This is a genomic window from uncultured Brachyspira sp. (assembly GCF_910588665.1).
In the GTDB taxonomy this organism is placed as follows: Bacteria; Spirochaetota; Brachyspiria; order Brachyspirales; family Brachyspiraceae; genus Brachyspira.
The window spans coordinates 63,221-88,934 of sequence record NZ_CAJUPR010000010.1; the positions used below are offsets into that span (position 1 = coordinate 63,221).

Consider the following 25,714-nt stretch of genomic DNA (forward strand, 5'->3'; position numbering starts at 1 on the left):
GTATAGCAATTTTTATCTGAATAACTGCGTTATATCATTTATAGTAATAAATATTGCAAGCGTTATCAGAAATGCCGCTCCTATAGCCTGTATTTTTGTTAAAACTTTTCTGTTTATAGACCGTCTCATAATAAGTTCTATAAATGAAAAAACTATCATGCCTCCGTCTACAACAGGGAGAGGAAGCAGATTCATTAAAAACAATATTAAACTTATAGTGGCTGTAAATGAAAGTATTGTTCTTAATCTGTATTCCATATCAACTGAAATAACCTGGGAAGAAATCTGTATTATTCTTACAGGTCCCCCTAGATTTTCCCTAAGCGATAATTTTCCTGTAAAAAGAAGCTTTAATCCGTTTATATATGATATTATATAATTTCCTGTTTCTTTGAAAGCCTCAGGTATCGATTTAGGAAAAGGTATGCCCTGAACTGTTTCAACTTTTACAGGTATGTTTTCAAATTCTACCCCTAAACTTCCATAAGTACCCGCAGATTTTGAGTATATGGGGCTCGGTATAGCTTCCCTTGTAATCTCTTTTCCATCTCTTATAACAGTTATATTGATTTTCTTAGAAGGATTATCCATAACTATAGGTCTGAAATCGGCTATATTTCCTGCAGATATTCCATTTATAGATATTATTTTATCTCCTTCTAAAAGACCAGCCTCAAAAGCAGCAGAATTGTCAATAATATTTTTAATTATAAGCTCATCTCCGAAATACAATCCCAATGCCCTCTCTCCGCTTAAGGCTTTAAGCATTTCGGAAGAAGGCAGTGTTATATTTATAATTTCTCCGTTTCTGTTTATTGTAAATACAATTTCTTCAGCTGCCTTTTGCAATGCCTCATCATTTATAGTTTTTAATATATCATTATCATATTCCGTCTCTATTCCGTTTACAGCTGTGATAGTATCCCCGCTTTGTATCCCGTATTCATAAGCTAATGTTATTCCCGATTTAGAATGCATATATTTGCCGTCTTTAAATACCGATACTGTTGGAGAATATAGATCTATTTTTGAAGGAATGGATAATAATATTGCAATAAGAAAGAATGCAAATAAATAGTTAAAAAAAGGACCAGCAAAATAAACTATTATTCTTTTAATAGGAGGCATATTTAAAAAATCTCCCTCCTCTACATTGCCGTCTTCGGATATTTCTCCTTTAAATTTACAGTATCCGCCAAAAGGTATTGCAGAAAATCTGAAATCTATTCCTTTAATCTGTTTTTTTAAAAGTATAGGTCCGAAACCTATAGAAAAAGCTTCCGCCTTTATTCCAACTGCTAATCCCGCAAGTAAGTGTCCCATTTCATGTACAAACACTAATATGCTTAACAGTATAACCGCACCTATCCAGCTCAATTTTAAACCTCCTAAATTATTGCCTACTTATTAAAAATAATTACTAATAAGTATATAATTCATATAAATTTATTTCAACATAATTTTTAAAAATAATGAAATATACTATATTATTTTTTATAATTTACAATAGTTTTACTTAATTTTATTATTATTATTTGATTTATTTGTTGATCTTTTTTCTGTTATTATTTTCTATTTTTTAATTCTTTTTTATTCTATATTTTATTATTTTATTTATTTAATAATGCTTTTATTATTTCTATGCTTACCCTTGCCAAGTATGTGCCTACTTAGCAAGGGTATAGCAGTAATAAAAAAATTCTTATTTTTTAAATAATTTTTTATTTGATTATATGATAAATTACTATATAATAATAAAAACTAATTAATATAAAATATTTAAAATTATATTTTAATGACTATAAATAAATCATATATTGCAACACAAAACAGAGATTATTTTTTATCTCATAACAGAGAATATATAACCTTAAAAAATACTTCTATAAAAAAAATCTTAAAAAATCTGGGTAAAAACAATTCCTTAATAAATGTATTTCTATACGATAATGATAAAAATAAATTATACGGATATTATGAAATTGATTTGTATAATAAGAAAAATAAAGATGATTATGCCGATATTTATATAAATGATCATTACAAAAGAAGGCGCGGAATATATTATAAACTTGAAGAAAAATATTCTGATTTTTCAGTATATGAAATAGACAATAAAGTATTTTATAAGCTCAAAGACAGATTAATAGTTCTGAATGATAATATATCGCAGACATTTTTTTCATGTTCTATAGAAAATAATATTTTTAAATATAAAGGCATAGAAACTTATCCATCTCTTTATGTTGCAGAATATGAAAAGAATTTTGATTTAAAAGCATATGAAAGCATATATAAAGAGTATTTCCATCTTTTAAAAAATTCAAGCAGCGAAAATAATAATGCAGACAGATATATAGAACTTGGGAGCTATTTAATGAATATGCTTATACCTGAAAAAGATTTCAGAGATCATCTTCTTGAAGGATTTAGAATATTATATTTATATCTTGATGAAAACACATATGCAATTCCTTGGGATATACTATCTTATGAAGGAAAGTTCATATCAGAAAAGATTATATTTTCTTATACAAATGCTGCAAATATTCTACATTCATACAGCAGAAAAAATAATAAAAAAATGGCGGTTATTTCAATACCTGATGATGATATAAAAGAGGATAAAAATGAAATAGATACTCTATTATCATTAACTGATATGCATAAAAATATAATAATAGATGTGTATAGAAAAGAACATAATTATCTTGATTTTATAAAAATATTAGAAAGCTATGATATAGTACATATAATAACGCATGGGTATGAAGACGGTATAAAATTAAGCGATGATTATATATTAAACAATATAGGAGCATTGAAAAATCCTCCTACACTTGTTTTTATTAATGCCTGCAATATGGAAGAGAATAATAATAAATTAACGAAATCTTTATTAGAATCGGGAGTAAGCACAGTTATATCGGGTTTGGGATCTTTGACTGACGGTATGTATATAGATTTTGTCTGCAGCTTTTACGCTAATTTATTTCATAATCATGCAAGAATAAATACTGCTCAGGCTTATTATTTTGCTTATGTGGAAATCAGAGATTTTTATAAAGGCTTTATGCGGTATAGATTCAATGGAGTTCCTTCTTATGTATAAAATTATAACAGCAATACTTATCATTGCAATGACATTTATATCATGTAAAAAAAATAATAACATGCCTATAAGAACCAGAAAAAAAGTTCCTATGGTATCCACAGTATATAAATCGCCTGCCTATAATCTGAGGATAAAATATATTATACTTCATTATACGGCTTTAGATGATGATTTATCTTTGAAGGTGCTTACAGATCCGGGCGTATCATCGCATTATTTAATAACAACAAGAGAAAATGAGCCTATATATAAATTGGTAGACGATAATCAAAGGGCTTGGCATGCAGGCGTTACTATGTTTGACAACAGACATAGTATGAATGATACTTCCATAGGAATAGAAATAGTTAATTTGGGATATTTAGAGAAAATTACAAATACAAAAGCCCAATTAATGAGAATGAGCAGGAGGCAGAGAGATAATTTATTTTTTACGCCTTATGATGAATATTTGGAATTTGAAGAAAGTCAGATAGAAAAAGTGGTATACCTGCTTAATAATCTTATAGAAAAGTACGGCATAAAACCTTATAATATATTAGGACATTCTGATATAGCTCCGTATAGAAAAAAAGATCCGGGACCTAAATTTCCTTGGAAAAGACTGCATGATGAATATAATTTAGGTATATGGTATGATGAATATGACTATACTAATTTTTTATATGACAATAAATATAAAAAGGCTAAAATTTCAGATATAAAAGAAGAGTTTGTAAAATACGGTTATACCAGCATGCCTACCAATAATATTTGGGATTTTGATTCAAGAAAAGTTCTTTATGCTTTTCAATGTCATTTCAGACAGCATAAAATAGACGGAAATATCGATAATGAAACTTATGCCATTATAAGAGCTTTAAATGCTAAAGTAAGAAAGATTAATGAAATGGAGGAGAGATCTAAAGCCAATAACTTCCTTACAAATGCATTCATCACAAATATATTTATAAATAATAATATAATAGGCACAAATTGGAATTACAACACAAACAGATTATTAAATAAATAAGAGGATTATAATATGGTTACGGTTTATATTGCGGCTAGAGATATTGGAAACTACAAAGATAATACGGAAAGATTAAAAGAAGTTTTAATTGAAAGTGATATTGTATTAGCCGAGAGTTTCAGAGAGGCTACTACGCTTTTTAAAGCACTTGATATAAAAAAGAACAGAGAAAATTTAATAGAGTTCAGCGAGCATACAAATAAGCCTGAAGATATAGAAAAAATAATTACTAAAATTATAAACTGTAAAATAGTTACGCTTATAAGCGATTGCGGTACTCCTGTTTTGGAAGATCCCGGAAGAATTTTGCTTGAATACTGTTATTCTAATAATATAAAAGTTAAGCCTATTGCAGGCGTAAGCAGTATTACGGCAGCTATTATGTGTCTTCCCTTTAATTTTAAAGAGTTTTATTATGCAGGACTTTTACCGCGTGAAAGCAGAGAGAGAGAAAAAAAATTACTGTATCTTAAAAAATTAAATATACCTGTTATAATATTGGATACTCCTTATAGGTTAGGAAAAGTTTTAAATGCCGTTAAAAAAGTATATTCTAAACATAAAATAATCGCTTTATGCTTGGATATCACATATGATAGCGAAGAGATTGTCATAGATAAGATATCCAATATATGCGGTAAGTATCAGGATAATAAAAAAAGAGAATTTGTTCTCGTTATAAGCTGAAATACAATAATTATATGCATTATTCTGTAATAAGCAGTATTTTTATTAATAAATTTTAAACTTATCTGCCGATATTCATATTACCTAAATACTGAAGAATTTGAAGTCTTCTGTTTTCCACATCTCTGTCTAAATTAGCCACAACATCATTAGTTGCCGATAAAGGAGACATTACTCTTTTAAAGTCATTATAAATATTTAAAGCTTCCATAATTTTATTTTGTTCAATATAAATATATCCTATGGCATATAAAGCAAATGCTCCGTCCTGAGTAATATCATTAGTGTATTTTGAATATGAACTTACAGCCTCATCATACATTTTATTATTGAGGTATATATTAGCCAAATCAAACTCCAAACCTCTTCTCTCGTCTCTGCTTAAATCAGGCATTTTCAAAGTATCATTTAATATGCCGATTGCATTTTCTGTATCTCCTATATTGGCATAAAGTATTGATATATCTTTATTAACTCCCAGCAAATGCTCTTTGCTCCTTGCCCTCTTTTTAGCCTCTAATTTAGCCCATAAAGTTTCTTCTATATCCTGTCTGTTTTGATATATATAATTTGCATATGAAGAATAGCTTTCAAAATTATCTTCTCTCATAGCCTGAGCTTTTATATTATCCGCCTGCTGTCTTGTTGTTTTAAGCTGAGAATCTATTCTAGCCGTAAATTGTTTTATCTGCTGATAAGTCTGATTCTGTTCTCTTGCCGTATTTCCCATATCTTTTCCCCTATGAAAAGTTTTTTCAGCCTTTGCCAGAACATCTTTAGCTTTATTTAAATATTCGGCTTCTTTATCATAAGGAGTATCTTCAGAACGCGCTAAATATTCATAAGAAGCGGTTAAATTGAAATAAGCGGGGTATATAAGTTTTTCTAATTTTATAAGCTCTTCAAACATTAATGCGGCTCTTTCATAATTTCCGTCCATAATAGCCTGATTTCCGACGGCAAAATATACATTAGACATGTCAAAGCCTATATTAAGCATTTTATCTTCTTCAAGCTTTTTCAAATCCTTAAACTCTTCTATTTTTTTATTAGCCTGTTCTCTGGTAATACCGTTTTCAGCTGTATTTCCGCTTCCCATAAAATTCAGTAATTTCTGATATGTTTTTATTCTTCTATTATAAAGATCTATCTTTGCAAGAGAGTATGAACTTACAAATATCTCTCTGGTTAAAAAATCATAATTTGAAAGCTCTTCGGGAGTTCCCTGCATAACATAGCTGCTCCAATAATCCTCTTCTGTTTTTAACTCAGGAAAAGGAAGATCATACATTTTTATAAAAGTTATTTTTTCATTGCCGTCATAAATATTTTTTCTCGGTGCAGAAATTAAACCCTCATCTAATAATGCCTTTAAATCGGCTGCAATTTTATTATTTTCATAATCTCTTTTTAAATGTTCTTTGGCAATATCTTTATAATCATTAACGGTAAGCACTTTAAAGAACTCTAATTCATCTATTAAAGCATATTTTATAGGCTGCACTTTAAATACCAGACCGTAAGCTTTAAAGTAATAATCCCCAAGTCTGTAAAGTCCTTCCCTTCTCCAAGCCATATAATACGGTCTTCCAGATTCTATAAAATCTTTATCTACCGCATCGCTTATATCTCCAAGCCATCTTCCGTCTGTTTTCATCAAGTTGCCGTATATTCTCTCAAATACATTGCCCTTTTGATCATATATTTTTAAATCAGGTCTTCTTCTTTCAACCATAGTATAATATACAAGCCCGAATACCTGATTATCTCCTCCCTCTGTGGCAAATACAGCATTATCTGGAAGCGAGTTCATCATATTATATGAATAATCATGATTGCTGAAATCTTTTGAGTTATTATTTCTGCTTAGATTTACGGCAAATATAGGAATCATTATTGCAGATATTGCTATAAGAGATATTGCATGATAGGGTTTCAATTTTGTATCGGCTATCTCTTCATAAGCGGGCTTTAATACATTTTTAATATTGGTATTGAAATATTCCATGTACCACTGAATACCGAAACCTATTATCACAAGCATATACAAAGTAGCAGGAAGAAAGAATACTTCAACAAATGATAAAGTTCTTACACTTGGAGGAGGATTAGTATATGCCATAAGAGAAACTGCAAAACTTAAAAGTCCGAATACTGAAAATATACCTATAAACTTATTTTTCTTAAATATTTGAAATAAGCCGGGTATTAAGAAGAGAATCCCTAAAGCGGTTAATTGAGTTTTGAATATATTTATTAAAGCCGATACCTGCTCAGGATGAAGTATGAAGCTTGCGGCGATATCGTTTCCTGAAGTACCATACTGTTTTCTATGTATCATACTAAATAAATAGCTTAAATTCTCCCAGCCTGAAGGCTCATTTAACTGACCCCAATTAAGAGGAGGCAGCGCTCTTGCCCTTATAGGCATATAGGCATATATCATAACTCCTAATGAGAGCATTAAAAGCATTTTATAATATGATATAGATATCCCAGTTATAAAATCATTATCATTATTAAACTTATCTATCTTGCATAGCAAATATCTGTATACAAAGCACCATACAGCAACTAAAAATAAAGGCCAGAATACAAGGAACATTCCCTTGTATAATGTAGGATAGAATGGGGCTTTAAGGTTCTGTATCATATCAGGTCTTAAATAAGATCCGTTGGCAAGTGCCGTAAATATATCGCTTAATATATTCATATCAGTAAAAGGCTTGAATATTATTGAAAATATTGAATCGTTGGATGCAACACCTGGAGGAAAATATAAATAAGCCTCATAATTCATGATAAATCTGTAATATCCGAATCCGCCTATAAAAAGCAGCACTAAAAATACAAATACTGATATAAAAGAAGTTTCTATATGATTTATATATCTGTCTTTATGCACTAAAAGAAGCACAACGGCTATAAATAAAAGCGGAGCAAAAGCAAAAGGCAGAGTTACATGGTGATTTGCAAGCGCCACTCCGTAAAGGAAACCAAAAGCCATTAAGTATTTATTTCCGTAATAAGGTATTTCATCGTCGGCATGCTTCCATACATTTTCAAACCAATAAACAAGTATTAAAAGCATAGATGCTATTTGAAGTATATTCAGACTGTAAACTTCCGCCATAGTAGCCTGAGCCCACATATTATCCGACACGGCAAAAGCAATGCTTGAAATTAACGCTGGTATCTGCACTATAGGAGAAAATCCTCTTTCTATTCTATTTTGTCCAAGCACTTTTACCATAATAAGATAAAAGAAAATTATTGAAACAGCAGCGCAGCTTCCTGAAAATAAATTTGTTCTCCAAGCAATATTTCCTATAGGTATATATGTAAATAATTTAGACATTAAAGTATAGAAAGGATAACCAGGTGCATGACCCACTCCTAAAAAATAGGCGGCGGTTGTAAGTTCTCCATTGTCTCCCGCAGAAAGCGAAGGCGTTAATGTAAAAAAGTAGAGAAAGAATGAAAAAATAAAGGCTGCGGCGGCAAATACGGCGTCTATCTTTGAAATATGATATGGTTTTATTTTGTATCTTTTATAAATAGGCTCTTGATTAAGATCTGTTTCTTTAGAAAAAAGTTTAGAAATTATATTTTTTCTGCCTTCTCTGTTATTGTATGATTTTTTTTCTCTTTTATTATTTTTTTTATTATTATTCAGATTATTAACATATTCTTCTATTAACTCTCTGTCTTTTTCAAATTTTCTGACAAACTCATCAATACTTTTATTTTTATAATTAGCTTTGATGTACTCTTTTTCAAGATTTGAAAGTTTTGACATTTGCAGCTCCCTATTTAAAAATATTGTTTTTTACAATTATTATACTAAAAAAACTATGTACTTAATTAAACTTGAATACGGCGCAGATACTCATTTATATAACTTTATATTATATAAGAAATTGCGTATCGTTTCAATTACAGTCAGTAATTATATAATAAAAACTTTTATTATTCAAGAATTTAAAAAATATATTTTTCTTATTTTTTATGCATTATAATTAAATACTTCATTATTTTATTATAAGTTGACAATAGTTTTATTTTAGTATATATTTATAATGAAAAGACAATATATAAATAAAAAATCTAATATACAGAGGTGTAAAATGTCAGGACACTCCAAGTGGGCTAGTATTAAACATAAAAAAGCCGCAAACGATTCAAAAAAAGGTAAAATTTGGTCAAAAATAGCAAAAGAAATAACAATAGCAGTAAAAGAAGGCGGAAGCCCTGACCCAGATCAGAATGCCAGATTAAGAATGGTTATAGTAAAAGCTAAAGGTACTAATATGCCTAATGATAATATAGACAGAGCCATAAAAAGAGGTACAGGAGCAGGAGAAGGCGCCAATATTGAAGAGATATCTTATGAAGGTTATGCTCCGGGCGGTGTTGCTATTATAGTAGATATTGCAACAGATAATAAAAACAGAACAGCTGCTGAAATAAGATCCATATTCAGCAAAAACGGAGGAAACTTAGCGGAAAACGGATCAGTTTCTTGGCAGTTTAAGAAAAAAGCTGTGGTTATTATTCCTGCAGAAGGAAATACGGAAGAAAGCCTAATGGATATAGTACTTGATGCGGGAGCCGAAGATATAGAACAAGATGAAGATATGTTTACCATTACTGGGCCTATGGAATCTTTATCATCTATAGTTGATGCTTTGAAGGCTAAAGGCATTGAGCCTGAAAGCGCCGAAATAGTACGCATTGCTGATAATACTATGACCATAGCTGAAAATGATGCAAAAAAAGTTATGAAGATCATTAGTTTATTTGAAGATCATGACGATGTTTCCGCTGTAGCTACTAACTTAGAAATAACTGATAATTTGATAGAAGAATAGTTTTAAATACTATAAAGCCGAATATAAAAATTATTTGTATCTGGAAGGTTGCTTATTAGATACAAATCAATAACAATTTTTAAATATTATAAGTGAGCTGAAGCTGGCATAATAATAAAGCAATTTTTATTAGCAACAATAAAAAATTATTATTATTTAATTTATTCGTTCTTTTTATACAGATAAAAAAGAACATGATTAAAGAAATAAAATAATAATGAGTATTTATAGAAATAATAAATATCAAAAAAAAGTGAGTAGCGAACCTGTAACAACTTTAGTTGTTATAGCATGTCAGTGAGATGCGAGCATAGCAATAATAAAACAATTTTTATTAGCAGCAATATGATAACTTTAGGAATAGACCCTGGATTTGCAAGATGCGGATATGCTTTTATAGAAGCTGAAAACTCTGCATACAAAATAGTAAATTCAGGACTCATTGAAACTTTTAAAACACAAAAATATAATCAAAGACTTTCATTTATATATAATCAATTAGATAAACTTATAAAAGAACATAAACCGAACAATGCGGCAATAGAAGAATTATTTTTTTCAAAGAATACTAAAACAGCGATAAAAGTAGCGGAGGCAAGGGGCATTATTATATTAGCGCTGACTTTAAATAATATAGAGTTTGAGGAATATAAACCAAAAGAAGTAAAATCTCAGATAACTGGAAACGGAAATGCAGATAAAGATGCTATGATGAAAATGGTTAATATTTTTACAGGATCTAAAATTATTCAAGATGATACAGCCGATGCCGTAGCTATCGCATTAGCGCATGCTTCAAGAAACAGAATTTTCAAATAAAATCATATAATAGGCTTTTCATAATTAATATCATCTATCATATAAATATTAGTTTTAATACTTTCCGTAATATTTGTTTTGTTCTCTTGTTTTTGAAGTATTACAGAAGCAAGTTCTTTCTGATAATTTTCCAATACTGTATCTGAAAAATCTGCATTCAATAAAACTTCTCTTAATTTAATTAAATCATAAACATAGGTATATGTATGTTTTGCATTATCTATATTCTCTATTGCCCTTAAAGCAAATGTATTATAATAAAGCATCTCCTTTAACAGTATTATACTTTTCTGGCTTGAATCCTGAAAATTGGTTAATGAATAGAATTCATTTTCTCCGTATTTATTTAATACCGATGTTCTAAGTTCATTTTTATCAAATCTGTAAATTATATCTATTTTATCATTATCATCAAACCTTTTTTTAAAAATTAAAGACGGAGTATATAAGTTTATATTAACATAGTTTTTATTAATTTTTATCATCAGAGTATTGAAATTCAGGCTGTTTTCTTCCTGCCTATTCATAAATACCAAAATATCTTTTTCATCAGTTATAGGAGCTGATTTCTCTATTAAATACCATTGCTCTATTAAATAATATCTTGAATATAATACAGAATATACTATAAAAGAAATTATAGCTATATTTTTTTCATAAGCATCTCCGTTTACTTCTCTATTATATATTATGATACTTTTATTAATTTAAATCAATAATAAATATATTTTTTATAATTTTAGTTTACATATTAAAATAAAATAAGCAGAAAACTAAAAAAAGCTTTCCGCTTAATTAAAATATATAATAATATCTTATTTTATATTAATCTCTTTAACTTCCACTTTATCCAAAAGATTATTCATATTTTCAAATGTGGTAAGTCCCTCGCTTAAAGCAGTAGAAGTTCCTGAAGCTATTGCATACTTATAAGAATCTACTATACTTAAATTTTTGCTTATACCATATACTATACCTGCCAGCATAGCATCTCCTGCACCTACAGAACTTATTAATTCCCCTTCAGGGGCATTTCCTATATAAGCTTCATCTTTATTTACTAAAACAGAACCGTCTTCTCCTAATGAAACTATAACATTCTCACTGCCGTCTTTTACTAATTCTTTTGCATAAATTATTATATCATAAACAGTTCTTATGTCCTTTCCGAAATATTCTGATAATTCTTTTCTATTAGGCTTAGTAATAAAAACATTCTCTTTTACTGCTATTTTAAAAGCATTATCTCTGGAATCTAATATTATCTTTAAATTATTTTTTGATTTTGTTTTTTGTATAATATCTTTATAAATATCTTCTTTTACAGAACTAGGTACGCTTCCTGAAAGAACTAATATATCATTATCCTGAATAGTATCTATTACAGAAAATAATTTATCTATATTCTCCTGAAGTATTTTAGGAGATTTTCCCATTATCTCTGTTTCTTTTTTTTCTGTTTTTATTTTAACATTTATTCTGGTATTCTCAGAAAGAGATATAAATTTCTCTTTAATTCCGTACTTTTTTAAATCTGCTTTTATATATTCTCCTGTGAAGCCTCCGCAAAATCCTAAAGCAATGGATTCTATTGCGAAATTTTTTAATACTTTAGAAACATTTATTCCTTTTCCTCCTGCTAAAGTATATGAATTATTTACTTTATTTAATTCTCCTTCTTCATATCTATTCATATCCATATAATAATCTACAGCAGGATTTAGTGTTAAAGTATAAATCATTAAAAACTCCTTTATTTTTGCTTATTTTTATATTATAGCGTATATACAAAAAAATAAAATATTAAATGTAATAAAAACTCTGAATATTATAATTTTTAATATTATTAAGATTAAATTATAAAAATTGCGAGCTTCTGGCATTCGCAAGAATGACAGAAACTTTAAGCGAACAATTTTTATTAGCAATAATAAGAAATTATAATTTCTTATTATTGCTAATAAAAAATTATAATTCCTCAAACTTAATGACGGCTTTATATGTAATTGACAAATTAATCTATTTTTATATAATAGATAAAATTCAGTAATATAAAACAAATATTGAAAAGTTGTAAATTATGATAATTAAAGAATTAGTATCTATATTAGTTCCTGTATACAATATAGAAAATACGATAGAAAAAAATATTAATATTCTTATAAATAAAGTTTCACCGTTTTTAATGAATTTTGAGATAATAATCTCAGATGACGGAAGTTCTGATAACTCAAAAGAAGAGATAAAAAATATATGCTTAAAACTTAAAAATAATAATGCATACGCAAACTTAAAAAATATAACAGGAGTTTATGCAAGAGAAAATCATGGAAAAGGACATGCTTTAAAAAGGGCATGCGAGATTTCTAACGGAGAATATATTATATTCTGCGACGGCGACATGGAAATAGATCCTTCTCAGCTTGAAAACTTTTTTCATATTATGCAGAAAGAAAATGCCGATATTGTTATAGGCTCTAAAAGACATAAAGATTCAATAGTTAATTATTCCAATATAAGAAAGCTTATTTCTTTTATATATTTTATGTTTGTAAAGATATTTTTTCATCTTCCTATACAGGATACTCAAACGGGATTAAAATTATTTAAACGAGATGCCGTTATAAATATTTTTCCGAGAATATTAGTAAAAGCATTCGCTTATGATTTGGAAGTATTGGCTGCATGCAATTATAATAATAAAAAAATAGTATCCGCACCAGTTATAGTTAATCCCAACAGACATTTCGGATTTATTAAGTTTTCCATACTTTGGAGAACATTTATTGATACTTTGGCTATATTTTACAGACTCAATATAGTTCATTTTTATAATAATTTATTTGATGAATTAAATAAAAGACCTCTGGTAAGCATTATAATACCTTTAAAAAAAATTAATGATTATATAAAAGAAGAGACGGAGTACATACTTGAACAAATATATTCCAACTTTGAATTGATAATACTTCCCGATAAATATTCAGATGAAGAGATTAATATAGAATTATTTAAAGACAGCAGAATAAAAATAATAGAAACTGGAGAGTTTCCCCCTGCTGTAAAAAGAGCTATAGGAACAGAGCATTCAAAAGGAAGCATATTGGCATTTTTAGATGATGATACTTATCCTGAAAAAGACTGGCTTTTAAATGCTTTGCGGGCAATGGAAAGCGTAAAAATAAATGCTTTGGGAGGACCTGCCGTAAGTTCTTCTAAAGATAATTTTTCAAAACAAATAAGCGGTCTTATTTACAGTTCTTCATTAATGAGCGGAAAGCACAAAGCCAGATATATACCCGATAAAGTACAGTATGTTAATGATTATCCAAGCTGCAATTTTATTATTACAAGAGAGCTTTATTATAGGGTAGGAGGATTTAAAAGTGAATATTACCCGGGCGAAGATACTATTCTTTGCAATAATATTATAAAAGCAAATGAAAAAATATTATATACTCCTGAGGCTTTAGTTTATCATCATAGAAGAGATTTATTTTTCGGTCATTTTAAGCAATTAAAAGGATATGCTTGGCATAGAGGGTATTTTGTAAAAAGATTCGGAGGCAACTCTTTGAGCCTGTCATACTTTATACCGTCAGTATTTTTGATATATACAATATTTATGCCTTTTGCATTATATTTTGACCTGCCTAAAATATTAAATATCTGTTTTACTGATATAAATAAAAATATATTCTCAGCTTTACTTATGCTTCCTCATAGTCTTTATATTTTATGCCTGATTTTAGGCTGGATAAGCACATTATCTATAGTGAAGGGCTTCTGCAAAGCTGTTGGAATATTTTTATCGCATTTAACTTACGGCATTTTCTTTATAAAAGGACTTATCAGAAAATAATAATTAAAATCTCTCTGACTTATTTTTTTTAATTATACACAATAATATTTAGTATTCTATTTTAGAATAACAGTAATATGCAGGATAATACAAATAAACTTTCAATTAAAGTATTATATAATACCATATATAAAGTTAAACACTATATACTATCTGGCGCTTTTATCATAAGGAATTCCCGATGCTTTCGGAGCCTGTGAATTTTTAGAAGTAAAAGCAAGAACCACTATAGTTGTAATATAAGGTATCATTTTATATATATTATTTGATACAGGCAGATTTGCAAGTATAGGTATTCCAGAATAAGCGGAGGCTAAAGTTTTCATAAGACCGAAGAAAAACGCAGCATATAGTATTTTTACAGGCTTCCATTGTCCGAATATTAATACAGCCAAGGCTAAAAAACCATAGCCTGCAACTGTGGCATTAAAATTTGTGGAAGTGGGAATAACAAATACAAGACCTCCCAAGCCTCCTAAAGCTCCTGATAAAGCAACCCCTATATAGCGCATTTTATAAACATTAATGCCTACAGAATCTGCAGCCTGAGGATGTTCTCCGCAGCTTCTAAGCCTGAGACCAAATCTGGTTTTATAGAGAAGAAACCAAGATAATGCAAGTATGATAAAGCCTATATATGTTGTTATATAAGTATTTTTAAAAAATAATCCGCCTATTATGGGTATGCTTCCAAGTACGGGCACAGACTCTATTCTGAAATTATTAACAAAGCTTATTTGCTGAACGGTTTGAATTGCTCTTGTAACATATATTGCAAAAGCTGGTGCAAATATATTTAAAGCAGTTCCGCTTATAACCTGATCTGCGCTCATACTAATAGCAGCATAGGCATGAAGAAGAGAAAATATTAATCCAGATAAAGCAGATATAATCATAGCAATAATCAATGTAATCATAGGGTGGAAATTAGCACCTAATCTGCTTATAAAAAATATTCCAGCAAAAGCGCCTATTATCATTATTCCTTCAAGCGCTATATTAACAACTCCGCTTCTCTCGGAAAACATACCTCCTAATGCAGCAAGTAAAAGAGGAATAGAAAAAAACATAGTCTGCTGAACTAAAAAATAAATTGTATACATTAAAATCTCCTCTTAATTATTTATTTAATAATTAATCATTGGCATTATTTTCTTCTTTGCCGAGTTTTTTATATACGAATCCTGCAATAGATTTAAAAAGCAAAGAAAAAGCACTGAAATATATTATAGCTGATATAATCATTTCTATAATTTCAGGAGTAAAATCATATATCTGCATATAAAATCCCCCTACCTTAATATAAGCTATAAAAAGCCCTGCAATTAATATTCCTATAGGATTTGAAATCCCAAGCAATGCTATAGGTATTCCCATAAAACCTTCCTCTGCAAGTATATCAACAACTTCTATATGCTTGCCTGCTCCTGAAAGATATAAAAGCCCTCCGCCAAGTCCTGCCAAAGCTCCCGCTATAACCATAGAAAGTATAATATTTCTTTTTTCGTTTATACCCGCATACTTGCTTGCATCCTTATTAAATCCGCATGCCTTAAGCTCAAATCCGAATGTAGTTTTTTTAAGTATTATATATACTATAATTACGGCTGTCAAAGCTATAAAAAATCCTCCGTTTGCGCTTGATCCTTTAAAAACAATATTAAGCCCCATTACAGGAATCATAGCGGAAGGAGGTATATTCTGAGATTGATTTTTAAGCATATCATAAACGGTAAGCGTAACTAAATAATTTACTAAATACATTCCTATATAATTCATCATAATGCTTGAAATAACTTCATTAACATTAAAATGCGCTTTCAAAAAACCAGGCAGATAAGCCCAAAGCCCGCCCGCTATGAAAGAAACAATCAGGGCAAAAATCCAATGAATAGATGGAGGAAGAAAAGTGCATTTTACGGCAGCCAATACCGCAGCATAAGCTCCAACTATAAATTGACCTGAAGCTCCTATATTAAAAAGTCCGTTTTTAAAAGCAAATCCTACAGAAAGCCCTGTTAATATAAGAGGCGTTGCGGTATAGATTACCTGCCCCATACCTCTGCCGCCGCCTGAAAATCCTCCTGAAAGTATTGTTATAAAAGCAGGAAAAGCATCATGGATATTGCTTATAAGAAGTATTATAAGCCCTAAAAGCAAGCCTATAATAACAGCGAGAAAAGAAGAAAATATATTAACAAATCCTTCTTTCTCTAAAATATCAGCTAATTTGTTTTTGAAATCCATTAAGCACTCCTTTTATAACAATGCATTTTTATATTAATAATTAAATTTTATTTGAGAACCATGTATAAAACCATAAATAGCCTCTTTTCCGTCTTTAGCATCAGGCGGTAAGTAATACACTTCAATCCAGATTTTTTCCCAATCACTCAAACTGCCATAAATATTTAGTAATAATAAAAGCCCTTTATTATTAATCATATCGTTTTTTAAAATTTTTCCTATTATCTTCCCATTTGCTCTGTCTCTTATATTCACATAATCATCTTTAGAATTATATTGAAGAATACTATAATCACCATTTCCTTTATAATAATTATCTTTAGTAAAATACTCTGTTTTAATATCTCCTAATAGTTTAAAACTTAGAAGTTCTCCGTAAGCCTCTCTTCCAGCTTCGCCTTCTCCGTAAAAATGATAGTTTCTTATTGTTGCCTGTGCTCTTACAGCAGATACTCCTAAAAATGCTTTATTTAAAGGTTTTGGTAATAGTGAATTAACATTTTTATCATCTAATAAAATTCCAAAATTTAATCTTGTAAATTCTTTATAATCTTCTATTTTATGAGAAAATGTACTATATAAAAAAGGCAAGTCAATATTATTGTCCGGATAAAATCTTAAAGAATTATTAGTATCATGCTCATCGGATCTTTCAAGCACTCCTGTTAATGTAATCTCACCGCTGAAATAAATTACGGCAGCAGAATAAGTTCCGTCAAGGTTTTTAACTTTAAGTGTATTTTTTGTTATTTTACCATCATCTCTTAAAAGTTCATCAAAATATGCCGCATCAGGCGGAAATGCAAAAAGCAAATTAAATCTTAAAATAAATAAAATAATTCTTTTCATATACTTTCCTTTATCTTCCTTAAATAATATTCTGTCATTTATATACTTACAACAATTTTTCTACCTCATCTATGCTCAAGCCTGTATTATCACTAATTATTTTTATATCTATTCCTGCTTTTTTTAAATTCCTAGCTATAGATATTTGCTGTTCTTTTTTACATTCTTCTATTCCTAATTCTCTTTATAATTAAACGGTGTAAGAATTTTAATGTCTCTAAAAGTTTTCATACCAGAGTCAGGAATTGTTGAATTAATAAAATCCAGCAATATTGCCTCACTCCATTTATCAGAAAAAAGATATCCGACAAAATAGTCATTCAAAAAACTAAAATCTTTATTACTTCTCATAATTCAATTTACAGAAAAATATTCAATACCTACTATTAACACTGCTTATAATTAAGCACTTCTCTTAGAACCTGACATATAAAGACCTAATTCATTTATAGTCAAATCTTTATTAATCAAATCAGCCACTATTTCGCCCTCATATATAACAAGTATCCTATCACTTAAATTCATTACCTCATCAAGCTCCAAAGAAACAAGCAGAACCGCCTTCCCGATGTCTCTCTGTCTTATTAATTCTTTATGTATATATTCTATAGCTCCGACATCTAAACCTCTGGTAGGCTGAACCGCTATAAGCAGGTCTGGATTTCTGTCTATCTCCCTAGCTATGATTATTTTCTGCTGATTGCCTCCCGACATACTTCTTGCGGCAGTTTTAGAGCCTTCCGCACTTCTTATATCAAACCTTTTTATTAATTCATTGGCATAACTTTCTATTTCTTTAAACTTTAAAAATCCGTTCTTTTGAAATCTTTCCGTAAAGTATGTCTGAAGTATGGTATTTTCGGCTAAAGTATAATCAAGAACAAGTCCATATTTATGCCTGTCCTCTGGAATATGACCTATACCGCTTAATGTTTTATTTCTTATCGATAAATCAGTAATGTCTTTTCCATTTAAAGTAATGGTTCCGCCTTGCATATCTATTAAGCCTGTAAGCGCATATATAAGCTCGCTTTGACCGTTTCCGTCAATACCTGCAATGCATACTATCTCGCCTGCATGAACATCAAAAGAAACATTTTTTACAACATTTTTTTCACTTTTATTATGGAGAGATTTAACATTTAAATCTTTTACGGAAAGTATTATATCTTTAGGCTCAGCATCAGTTTTTTCAGCAATTAAAGAAACCTTCCTTCCAACCATCATTTCAGACATCTCTTCTTTAGAAACGCTTTTAACATCAATTGTGCCTATATATTTTCCCTTGCGCAGAACAGAACATCTGTCAGCCACCTCTTTAATCTCATTTAATTTATGCGTAATAAACAGTATAGACTTGCCATCTTTTACTAAAGATTTCATTATTTTCATAAGCTCTTCAATTTCATTAGGAGTAAGCACCGCTGTAGGCTCATCAAAAATAAGTATATTATTATTTCTATAAAGCATTTTCAAAATTTCAACTCTCTGCTGCATACCTACAGTTAAATCGCTTATAAGCGCATCGGGATAAATTTCAAGCCCGTAAATTCTGCTTAGCTCCATTATATTATTTCTTGCATCGTCAATCTGAAGCATACCATGTTTAACGGTTTCAACTCCAAGCATAATATTTTCTAAAGCTGTAAAATTATGCACCAGCTTAAAATGCTGATGCACCATACCGATACCAAGTTCATTTGCTGTATTAGGGTTATAAATATTCACTTCCCTTCCATTAACTTTAACAATACCCTCTTCCTGCTTATAAAGTCCGAAAAGCACGCTCATTAAAGTTGACTTTCCTGCTCCGTTTTCTCCAAGCAAGGCATGTATTTCGCCTTTTTTTAATTGTATAGTGATATTATCATTGGCTGTTATTCCCTTAAAGCATTTAGTAATATTAAGCATTTCAACAACATACTGAGGACTTTCCATTAATACTCCCTATTTTATTAATTTATTAGTATTCTATTAATTCCATTTTATAGCTTTGAATTATTATATAATTAAATGATTTTTAAACATCAAATATTTATAAAAAAGAGATACCGAATATAACATATGCGGTATCTCTAATTATATTTATTACTGTATAAGATTGACTCTAACCGCATCTAAAGATAATTGATTGACATCTTTAACATCTTTATCAGTAAGAACAGCAACTTCTCCGTACGCCAATTTTTTATATATCATATCATACTCACTTTGAGTAAATTTTTTAAACTTTGATGTATTCATGGGAAGACCTATGCCATTAACTTTAGCATCAAGTATAACTGATTGGCCGCCCGGAAATTGATTTTTATAGAAATTGTCCGCAGCATTATAAACAGAATCTACAAGCATTTTCATGGCAGAAGTAATAACAGTTTCCGATTCTGCGCTTTGATCTATATCAACGCCTATAACCCAAGCATTATTCTGCTCAGCAGCACTCATAACAGAGTTTCCAGCTCCTCCTGCAGGTGCAAATATTACCTGTACTCCGCTTTGATACCAAGAAGTAGCAAGCGTTTGATTTTCAGGAGTTGCATTAAAGTTTCCTATATAAGTATAATTAACTTTAACGCTTCCCTGCGGCATATTCATCTCTTTAGCCGCATAATCAGCACCCTGTACAAATCCGTATCCGAATCTTATAACAGCTGGTACAGCCATACCTGCCATAACGCCTAAATTGGTATATCCTTCTTTTACTATTGAATATCCAGCCAAAAAACCAGCCTCTTCTTCTGCATAAAGTACGGAATAAACATTTTTTTCTATTCTAAAATCTGTATATGTACCGTCCTGAGGAATTCCGTCTATAAGTACGAAATTAACATCAGGGTGAGTATACTGAGATTTATATACTGCAAGCTCAAACAAAAAACCGGGAGTTACCACTAATTTAGCGCCAGCTGCAACAGCCAAATCTATAGCGTCAATATATGCATCCGTAGTTTTCTGCGAAGGCTGATAATATTTATGAGATATACCCTTTTCCTTAGCATACTTCATCAAGCCTTCCCAAGAACCTTGATTGAAAGATCTGTCGTCTATAGTACCCACATCTGTAATCAATGCAAGTTCATATCCTCTCGATTTATTGCTTCCGCCGCAGGAAATAATTAAAACAGAAACTGCAAAGATTATTATTAAAGTGAGAAACCTTTTCATATTGCTATTCTCCTTTTTATGAAATATTTATCGCTTAATTTTATTAAAGCTTTAAATTAATATTTATTTAATATAATCAACTTTTATTCTATTTAAAGGAAGCTCTTCAGGCGTTTCGGCATCTGTATCCTTTAGCACTTTAATAGTTTTATTTACAAGCGTATTATATACTGCATTATAATCATCTTCTGTAAATACGGTAAATTTTGATGTTTTCATTGGAAGACCTATACCTTTTAATCTGGCATCTAATACAACGGTTTTTCCTCCGTTAAAAGTATCTTTATAGTATGAAGAAACCGTATTATAAACAGACTGCCTTATCATTTTCATAGCTGAAGTAATAACTGTAAGAGATTCAAAGCTCTGATCAACATCAACACCTATAACTAAGCCGTTATTATTTTCAGCAGCTCTAATAACGGCATTTCCAGCTCCTCCTGCAGGTGCAAATATTACCTGTACTCCGCTTTGATACCAAGAAGCAGCAAGCGTTTCATTTTCAAAAGTTGCATTAAAGTTTCCTGCATAAGTATATTTTATATTAACAGAATCTTTAGGCAGTTTTAATTCCTCAGCTGCATAATCGGCACCCTGTACAAATCCGTATCCGAATCTTATAACAGGAGGAAGATCAACACCCCCTATAACTCCTAAATTGGTATATCCTTCCTTTACTATTGAATACCCAGCCAAAAAACCCGCCTCTTCTTCGGCATAAAGAATTGCCATAGTGTTTGCTCCCGTTTTATAATCTGTATAAGTTCCATCCTGAGGTTCTCCGTCTATCAGTATAAAATTAATATTAGTATAAATATACTGCGCTTTATACACTGCAGGCTCAAACATATATCCCGGAGTTACTATAAGCTTAGCGCCTCCTTTAACTGCAATATCTATAGTATTTAGATAAGAATCTATATCTTTATCTGGAACCCTGTAATATTTATAGCTTATGCCGTAATTTTCAGCATAGTCTCTTACGCCTTCCCAAGAACCCTGATTAAAAGATTTATCATCTATGGGACCTAAATCTATTAATAAAGCTATATCAAATTCTTCGCCTGTATTTATGCCTTTGCTGCAGGAAAACACAACAATAGAAATTAATATTAAATTTAATAATAATATTTTTCTGCTCATAATTTTATCCTAATTATTTTTATCTTTTTCTATTAAAATTTTAACGGATTCTATAATTAAATCTATGGCTTCATCTCCCGTATAATCTTTACTGTCGTTAATATTATTTTTAACTCTCTCCTGATTATGAAGGACAAGCATTGCAGCTCCAGTTCTCACATTTTTAGCAGCGCCCACAGCAAAAAGCAATGCAGATTCCATCTCAGAAGCTAAACAGCCCGCCTTTATATAGCTGTCCCATTTGTATAAAAGTTCTTTATCTACCGCCATACTTTCAGGAGCATGCTGAGCATAAAAAGCATCTTTGCATTGAACAATTCCCGTATGAGTTCTTGTTTTTATCTTTTGGCTTCCTTTAATCATAGACTCTAATACATCTATATTCGGTATGCAGGGAAATTCTTTCGGTATATAATTATCCATTGTACCTCCTCCTTTAACGGCTCCTGTAACTATTACAATATCTCCCGGCAAAACTTCCATATTCATACCGCCGCATGTTCCTACCCGTAAAAAAGTATCAGCACCAATTTTTACAAGTTCTTCCAAAGCTATGGCTGTTGAAGGACCTCCTATACCATGCGAAACGGCAGAAACTTTTACTCCGTTTATATATCCTGTATATGTTGCATATTCTCTGTAATCTGCAATTAATTTTGCATTATCAAACTTTTCAGCTATCTTTACGCATCTTTTAGGATCGCCAGGCATTATAACATATCTCCCGACATCGCCTTTTTTAATTTTGAGATGATGAACTAAATTTTCATTTTTCTGATAATAGGCTTTAGGAAACATATTTAATTATCTCTCTTGGTATTTTTATCTTTTTCATTTAATATCACTATAGCTTCCAATGCGGTTAATATCATATTTTCTATATTGCCGCTGTATTCCAAATGCGTACCCATTCTCTCTATCATAGTATTTTCCACTATATGCATTATTCCTCCTGCTCTGACCTTTCTTAAAGAAGCACATGCAAAAAGCGCTGCGCATTCCATCTCGGAGGCTATTGCTCCGCATAATGTATAGTATTTAAGATTATTTTCAAATTTATCTCTGAAAAATGAGTTCTGAGGCTCAAGCTCTCCGTAAAAACAGTCTTTGCTGTGAACAACTCCTATATGATAATCGGCATTTATTTTTTCCGCGGCATCTCTTAAAGCAAATACTACATTGATATCAGCTACAGCAGGATATTCAAAAGGTATATATTCTTTTGAAGTTCCTTCATCTTTTACAGCAGCCTGCGCTATTGCTAAATGATTAGGTTTTACTTTAAGGCTAAGTCCGCCTGCAGTTCCTACTCTTATAAAAGTATCGGCTCCCGCTCTGATAAGCTCCTCCATAGCTATTGAAGCAGAAGGTCCTCCTATGCCCGTTGAAGTAACCGAAACATCAATTCCTTTATATTTTCCTGCTGCAGTAACATATTCTCTGTAATCAGCCTTTAATTCGGCATTATCCAAAAAACCTGCAATATACCCTACCCTTTTAGGATCTCCAGGAAGAAGAACATATCTTGCAGCATCTCCTTTTTTTAATTTTATATGATATTCAAGAATGCCTTTTTTAAAAGCATATTCATCATAAAAAGCTTTAGGATCTTTCGGTTCCATAAAATTACCTCAATTTATCAGCTTTTACTATGGCTATACCGCTGCTCGTTCCTATTCTGCTTGCTCCAGATTCAATCATTTTTAAAGCGTCCTCATAAGTTTTTATACCGCCTGAAGCTTTAACTCCCATTTCATCTCCAACCGTTTCTCTCATAAGCTTTACATCATGCTCCAAAGCTCCTTTCAAGGAAAAGCCTGTTGAAGTTTTTACAAAATCGGCTCCGCATTCCTTAGCTATTTTGCATGCAAGTATTTTTTCTTTATCCGTAAGAAGACAGGTTTCTATAATTACTTTTAAAACACTTGCCCTGCAGGCATCTCTTACTTTTTTTATATCCCTTTCAAAAAGATCTATTTTACCGCTCTTTAAAAAACCAATATTTATAACCATATCTATTTCATCGGCTCCGCTGTCTACTGCAAATTTAGCTTCATAGGCCTTTGCTTCCTTCATCATAGCACCGAGAGGAAATCCCACAACGGAGCATATTTTTACATCCGAATGCAGAAGAAAATTATAAGCTGTATTTACATAAGCTGAATTAACGCATACCGAATAAAATCCGTACTCTTTTGCCTCTATGCATAAATTTCTTATATCATCTATCGAAGCTTCAGGCTTTAAAATAGTATGATCTATTAATTTACTGATATTGTTCATTTTTGTACCTCTTTTTTATATGATATAAAATTTATTGCATTTGTCAAATTATTTTATAATAAATATATAAGATAAAATTATATAAACATAATCTGTTAAACAGAATTAAAAAATTAAATATCAATTTAAGGAAGTTCTTTAACACTGAGCTCTTTTAAAAAACTATTATGCTTTTGCTTGGCATTTTTTATATCAGTTTCTATATTATTAAGCTCTTCAATTACATAATCAATATTTATAATATCCTCTTCCTCAGATGTGTTTACATATCTTGAAATATTTAAATTATATCCGTTTCTTTCTATTTCCTCCATAGATACTCTGCGGGAATATTTTTTATCTTCCTCCTTTCTATACTGATATGTATCTACTATTTTATCAATATGTCTGTCTAAAAGTATATTCTGACGCTTTCCCTTTTCAAATTCGCCGCCTGCATTTATAATAAGCACATCATCAAATTTTTTGCATTTTTTAAGCACCAATATGCATACAGGTATGCCCGTAAATGCAAAAAGATTGGAAGGCAGACCTATAACAGCGTCAATATTTCCGTCTTGCAAAAGCTTAGTTCTGATTTTTTCTTCAACTCCGCCTCTGAACAGTACGCCATGAGGGAGTATTATAGCCATAGTGCCGTCATTATCCAAAAAATGAAATCCATGAAGCAGAAATGCAAAATCCGCCGCAGACTTAGGGGCAAGTCCGTAATCTTTAAATCTGAAATCATTCTGCATTTCATCTTTAGGCTGCCATCTGTAGCTGAAAGGAGGATTTGCAACAACCGCCTCAAAGAGAATCTTTTTTGCAGGATTCATCTCATTTAAAATATTCCATTCATTTAATAATGAATCCCCATGAAAAATAGTAAACTCCGAATCTTTCAAATCATGAAGAAGCATATTCATTCTTGCAAGGTTATATGTAGTTATATTTTTCTCCTGTCCGTATATCTGACCTATTGAGTGTTTTTCAAATTGTTTTCTTACATTAATAAGCAAAGATCCTGAACCGCAGGCAAAATCAAGAACATTTTTTATTTTGCTTTTCCTTCCTTTACTTGGATCCTGACAATCCAATACCACAATGCGCGAAAGAATAGTAGAAACAGGCTGAGGCGTATAAAACTCTCCAGCCTTTTTCCCAGAACCTGAAGCAAATTGAGATATTAAATATTCATAAGCATCTCCCAAAAGATCCGTTTCATTAGAGAACTGGGAAAGTCCCTCTGAAATCTCAGTTATAATAGAGCATATAAGCTTATTTCTTTCGGCATAGCTTTTGCCTAGCTTATCGGAATCGAGATTTATTTCAGAAAATAATCCCTTAAATGTGCTTTCAAAAGATTCATTTTCAATATGATTAAAACCGCTTCTTAATGTATTTAAAAGAGTTTCATTTTGAGTTTTTGCAAGTTCATTTATATTTCTCCATAAATATTCTGGCTTTATAACATAATGCACTTTATTTCTTATTTCTTTTTCCAGTCTTTCCACATTATCTAAATTTTTAATATACCATAAAGAAAGAGGCTGAACCGTACCCGATAAAAGCATTTTATTATGATTATCAATAAAGTCTTTTCTGGCTTTTTTTATTTTTTCTTTATCCTCTTCATCTTCATTTAATCCCAATTTTGATATAGGAGCAGATTTAAAATA

20 protein-coding genes are annotated in these 25,714 nt (G+C 30.5%); 6 read left to right on the forward strand and 14 right to left on the reverse strand.

All coding sequences use genetic code 11. The features are described from left to right. Positions 1-12 precede the first annotated feature (12 nt). Positions 13-1,377, reverse strand: coding sequence for an RIP metalloprotease RseP (rseP, locus tag QZ306_RS08395; protein ID WP_295162991.1), 1,365 nt, complete (start codon positions 1,375-1,377; stop codon positions 13-15). A 418-nt stretch (positions 1,378-1,795) separates the two neighbouring features. Between rseP and QZ306_RS08400 the strand changes: the two genes are divergently transcribed. Genes QZ306_RS08400 through QZ306_RS08410 form a run of 3 tightly spaced genes read left to right on the forward strand, consistent with a single transcriptional unit; the run spans position 1,796 to position 4,814 of the window. After that, complete coding sequence (locus QZ306_RS08400) at positions 1,796-3,112, forward strand: CHAT domain-containing protein (RefSeq protein ID WP_295162994.1); 1,317 nt, start codon at positions 1,796-1,798, stop codon at positions 3,110-3,112. Further along, positions 3,105-4,127, forward strand: a complete 1,023-nt coding sequence (locus QZ306_RS08405) for an N-acetylmuramoyl-L-alanine amidase (protein WP_295162997.1) — start codon at positions 3,105-3,107, stop codon at positions 4,125-4,127. The genes QZ306_RS08400 and QZ306_RS08405 overlap by 8 nt, the downstream gene beginning before the upstream one ends. A 12-nt stretch (positions 4,128-4,139) precedes the next feature. Then, complete coding sequence (locus QZ306_RS08410) at positions 4,140-4,814, forward strand: SAM-dependent methyltransferase (protein WP_295163000.1); 675 nt, start codon at positions 4,140-4,142, stop codon at positions 4,812-4,814. 61 nt (positions 4,815-4,875) lie between these two features. On the opposite strand, the gene QZ306_RS08415 is transcribed toward QZ306_RS08410, so the two are convergent. Then, positions 4,876-8,613 (reverse strand): DUF2723 domain-containing protein, encoded by a 3,738-nt coding sequence (locus QZ306_RS08415; protein WP_295163003.1) that lies wholly within the window; start codon positions 8,611-8,613, stop codon positions 4,876-4,878. A gap of 328 nt (positions 8,614-8,941) precedes the next feature. Here QZ306_RS08415 and QZ306_RS08420 point away from each other — a divergent pair, with 328 nt between their 5' ends. Both QZ306_RS08420 and ruvC read left to right on the forward strand, forming a co-directional pair. Next, on the forward strand, positions 8,942-9,685 hold the full coding sequence (locus QZ306_RS08420) for a YebC/PmpR family DNA-binding transcriptional regulator (protein WP_295163006.1): 744 nt from the start codon (positions 8,942-8,944) through the stop codon (positions 9,683-9,685). A 345-nt stretch (positions 9,686-10,030) separates the two neighbouring features. Next, complete coding sequence (gene ruvC, locus QZ306_RS08425) at positions 10,031-10,504, forward strand: crossover junction endodeoxyribonuclease RuvC (protein WP_295163008.1); 474 nt, start codon at positions 10,031-10,033, stop codon at positions 10,502-10,504. A gap of 2 nt (positions 10,505-10,506) precedes the next feature. On the opposite strand, the gene QZ306_RS08430 is transcribed toward ruvC, so the two are convergent. Together QZ306_RS08430 and pfkB are read right to left on the reverse strand one after the other, a co-directional pair. Further along, positions 10,507-11,031 carry a hypothetical protein gene (locus tag QZ306_RS08430; protein ID WP_295163010.1) on the reverse strand — a complete coding sequence of 175 codons (525 nt, stop codon included), beginning with the start codon at positions 11,029-11,031 and terminating at the stop codon, positions 10,507-10,509. 288 nt (positions 11,032-11,319) lie between these two features. Next, a complete protein-coding gene (gene pfkB / locus QZ306_RS08435; protein WP_295163012.1) occupies positions 11,320-12,246 on the reverse strand; it encodes a 1-phosphofructokinase in 927 nt (308 codons plus the stop codon). 338 nt (positions 12,247-12,584) lie between these two features. Between pfkB and QZ306_RS08440 the strand changes: the two genes are divergently transcribed. Then, positions 12,585-14,366, forward strand: coding sequence for a glycosyltransferase (locus tag QZ306_RS08440; protein ID WP_295163014.1), 1,782 nt, complete (start codon positions 12,585-12,587; stop codon positions 14,364-14,366). Between the two features lie 149 nt (positions 14,367-14,515). Here the strand turns inward: QZ306_RS08440 and QZ306_RS08445 are convergent, their stop codons facing one another. The 10 genes from QZ306_RS08445 to QZ306_RS08490 all read right to left on the reverse strand — a co-directional run. After that, on the reverse strand, positions 14,516-15,469 hold the full coding sequence (locus QZ306_RS08445; RefSeq protein WP_295163015.1) for an ABC transporter permease: 954 nt from the start codon (positions 15,467-15,469) through the stop codon (positions 14,516-14,518). A 31-nt stretch (positions 15,470-15,500) separates the two neighbouring features. Then, entirely contained in the window at positions 15,501-16,613 is a 1,113-nt protein-coding gene (locus tag QZ306_RS08450; RefSeq protein ID WP_295163018.1) for an ABC transporter permease, read from the reverse strand. Between the two features lie 33 nt (positions 16,614-16,646). Continuing rightward, a complete protein-coding gene (locus QZ306_RS08455) occupies positions 16,647-17,462 on the reverse strand; it encodes a hypothetical protein (protein WP_295163020.1) in 816 nt (271 codons plus the stop codon). A 402-nt stretch (positions 17,463-17,864) separates the two neighbouring features. After that, positions 17,865-19,400 carry an ABC transporter ATP-binding protein gene (locus tag QZ306_RS08460; RefSeq protein WP_295163021.1) on the reverse strand — a complete coding sequence of 512 codons (1,536 nt, stop codon included), beginning with the start codon at positions 19,398-19,400 and terminating at the stop codon, positions 17,865-17,867. Positions 19,401-19,550: 150 nt separating this feature from the next. After that, positions 19,551-20,627: a BMP family ABC transporter substrate-binding protein gene (locus tag QZ306_RS08465; RefSeq protein ID WP_295163023.1), complete on the reverse strand. Its 1,077-nt coding sequence runs from the start codon at positions 20,625-20,627 to the stop codon at positions 19,551-19,553. 63 nt (positions 20,628-20,690) lie between these two features. Further along, positions 20,691-21,770 carry a BMP family ABC transporter substrate-binding protein gene (locus QZ306_RS08470; RefSeq protein WP_295163026.1) on the reverse strand — a complete coding sequence of 360 codons (1,080 nt, stop codon included), beginning with the start codon at positions 21,768-21,770 and terminating at the stop codon, positions 20,691-20,693. 9 nt (positions 21,771-21,779) lie between these two features. Next, the gene (locus tag QZ306_RS08475) at positions 21,780-22,568 is read right to left on the reverse strand and encodes a nucleoside phosphorylase (RefSeq protein WP_295163029.1); all 789 of its coding nucleotides are present in this window, start codon (positions 22,566-22,568) and stop codon (positions 21,780-21,782) included. A 2-nt stretch (positions 22,569-22,570) separates the two neighbouring features. After that, positions 22,571-23,392, reverse strand: coding sequence for a nucleoside phosphorylase (locus QZ306_RS08480; RefSeq protein WP_295163031.1), 822 nt, complete (start codon positions 23,390-23,392; stop codon positions 22,571-22,573). 4 nt (positions 23,393-23,396) lie between these two features. Further along, complete coding sequence (gene deoC, locus QZ306_RS08485; protein WP_295163034.1) at positions 23,397-24,053, reverse strand: deoxyribose-phosphate aldolase; 657 nt, start codon at positions 24,051-24,053, stop codon at positions 23,397-23,399. Positions 24,054-24,178: 125 nt separating this feature from the next. Further along, on the reverse strand, positions 24,179-25,714 hold a 1,536-nt coding region (locus tag QZ306_RS08490; protein WP_295163036.1), incomplete at its 5' end, for a type I restriction-modification system subunit M.

What these genes read in the sequence shown, in the direction of transcription:
- QZ306_RS08400 (WP_295162994.1), top strand. Translation starts at nt 1,796, where the DNA reads ATGACTATAAATAAATCATATATTGCAACACAAAACAGAGATTATTTT.
- QZ306_RS08405 (WP_295162997.1), top strand. Translation starts at nt 3,105, where the DNA reads ATGTATAAAATTATAACAGCAATACTTATCATTGCAATGACATTTATA.
- QZ306_RS08410 (WP_295163000.1), top strand. Translation starts at nt 4,140, where the DNA reads ATGGTTACGGTTTATATTGCGGCTAGAGATATTGGAAACTACAAAGAT.
- QZ306_RS08415 (WP_295163003.1), bottom strand. Translation starts at nt 8,613, where the DNA reads ATGTCAAAACTTTCAAATCTTGAAAAAGAGTACATCAAAGCTAATTAT.
- QZ306_RS08420 (WP_295163006.1), top strand. Translation starts at nt 8,942, where the DNA reads ATGTCAGGACACTCCAAGTGGGCTAGTATTAAACATAAAAAAGCCGCA.
- ruvC (WP_295163008.1), top strand. Translation starts at nt 10,031, where the DNA reads ATGATAACTTTAGGAATAGACCCTGGATTTGCAAGATGCGGATATGCT.
- QZ306_RS08430 (WP_295163010.1), bottom strand. Translation starts at nt 11,031, where the DNA reads ATGAATAGGCAGGAAGAAAACAGCCTGAATTTCAATACTCTGATGATA.
- pfkB (WP_295163012.1), bottom strand. Translation starts at nt 12,246, where the DNA reads ATGATTTATACTTTAACACTAAATCCTGCTGTAGATTATTATATGGAT.
- QZ306_RS08440 (WP_295163014.1), top strand. Translation starts at nt 12,585, where the DNA reads ATGATAATTAAAGAATTAGTATCTATATTAGTTCCTGTATACAATATA.
- QZ306_RS08445 (WP_295163015.1), bottom strand. Translation starts at nt 15,469, where the DNA reads ATGTATACAATTTATTTTTTAGTTCAGCAGACTATGTTTTTTTCTATT.
- QZ306_RS08450 (WP_295163018.1), bottom strand. Translation starts at nt 16,613, where the DNA reads ATGGATTTCAAAAACAAATTAGCTGATATTTTAGAGAAAGAAGGATTT.
- QZ306_RS08455 (WP_295163020.1), bottom strand. Translation starts at nt 17,462, where the DNA reads ATGAAAAGAATTATTTTATTTATTTTAAGATTTAATTTGCTTTTTGCA.
- QZ306_RS08460 (WP_295163021.1), bottom strand. Translation starts at nt 19,400, where the DNA reads ATGGAAAGTCCTCAGTATGTTGTTGAAATGCTTAATATTACTAAATGC.
- QZ306_RS08465 (WP_295163023.1), bottom strand. Translation starts at nt 20,627, where the DNA reads ATGAAAAGGTTTCTCACTTTAATAATAATCTTTGCAGTTTCTGTTTTA.
- QZ306_RS08470 (WP_295163026.1), bottom strand. Translation starts at nt 21,770, where the DNA reads ATGAGCAGAAAAATATTATTATTAAATTTAATATTAATTTCTATTGTT.
- QZ306_RS08475 (WP_295163029.1), bottom strand. Translation starts at nt 22,568, where the DNA reads ATGTTTCCTAAAGCCTATTATCAGAAAAATGAAAATTTAGTTCATCAT.
- QZ306_RS08480 (WP_295163031.1), bottom strand. Translation starts at nt 23,392, where the DNA reads ATGGAACCGAAAGATCCTAAAGCTTTTTATGATGAATATGCTTTTAAA.
- deoC (WP_295163034.1), bottom strand. Translation starts at nt 24,053, where the DNA reads ATGAACAATATCAGTAAATTAATAGATCATACTATTTTAAAGCCTGAA.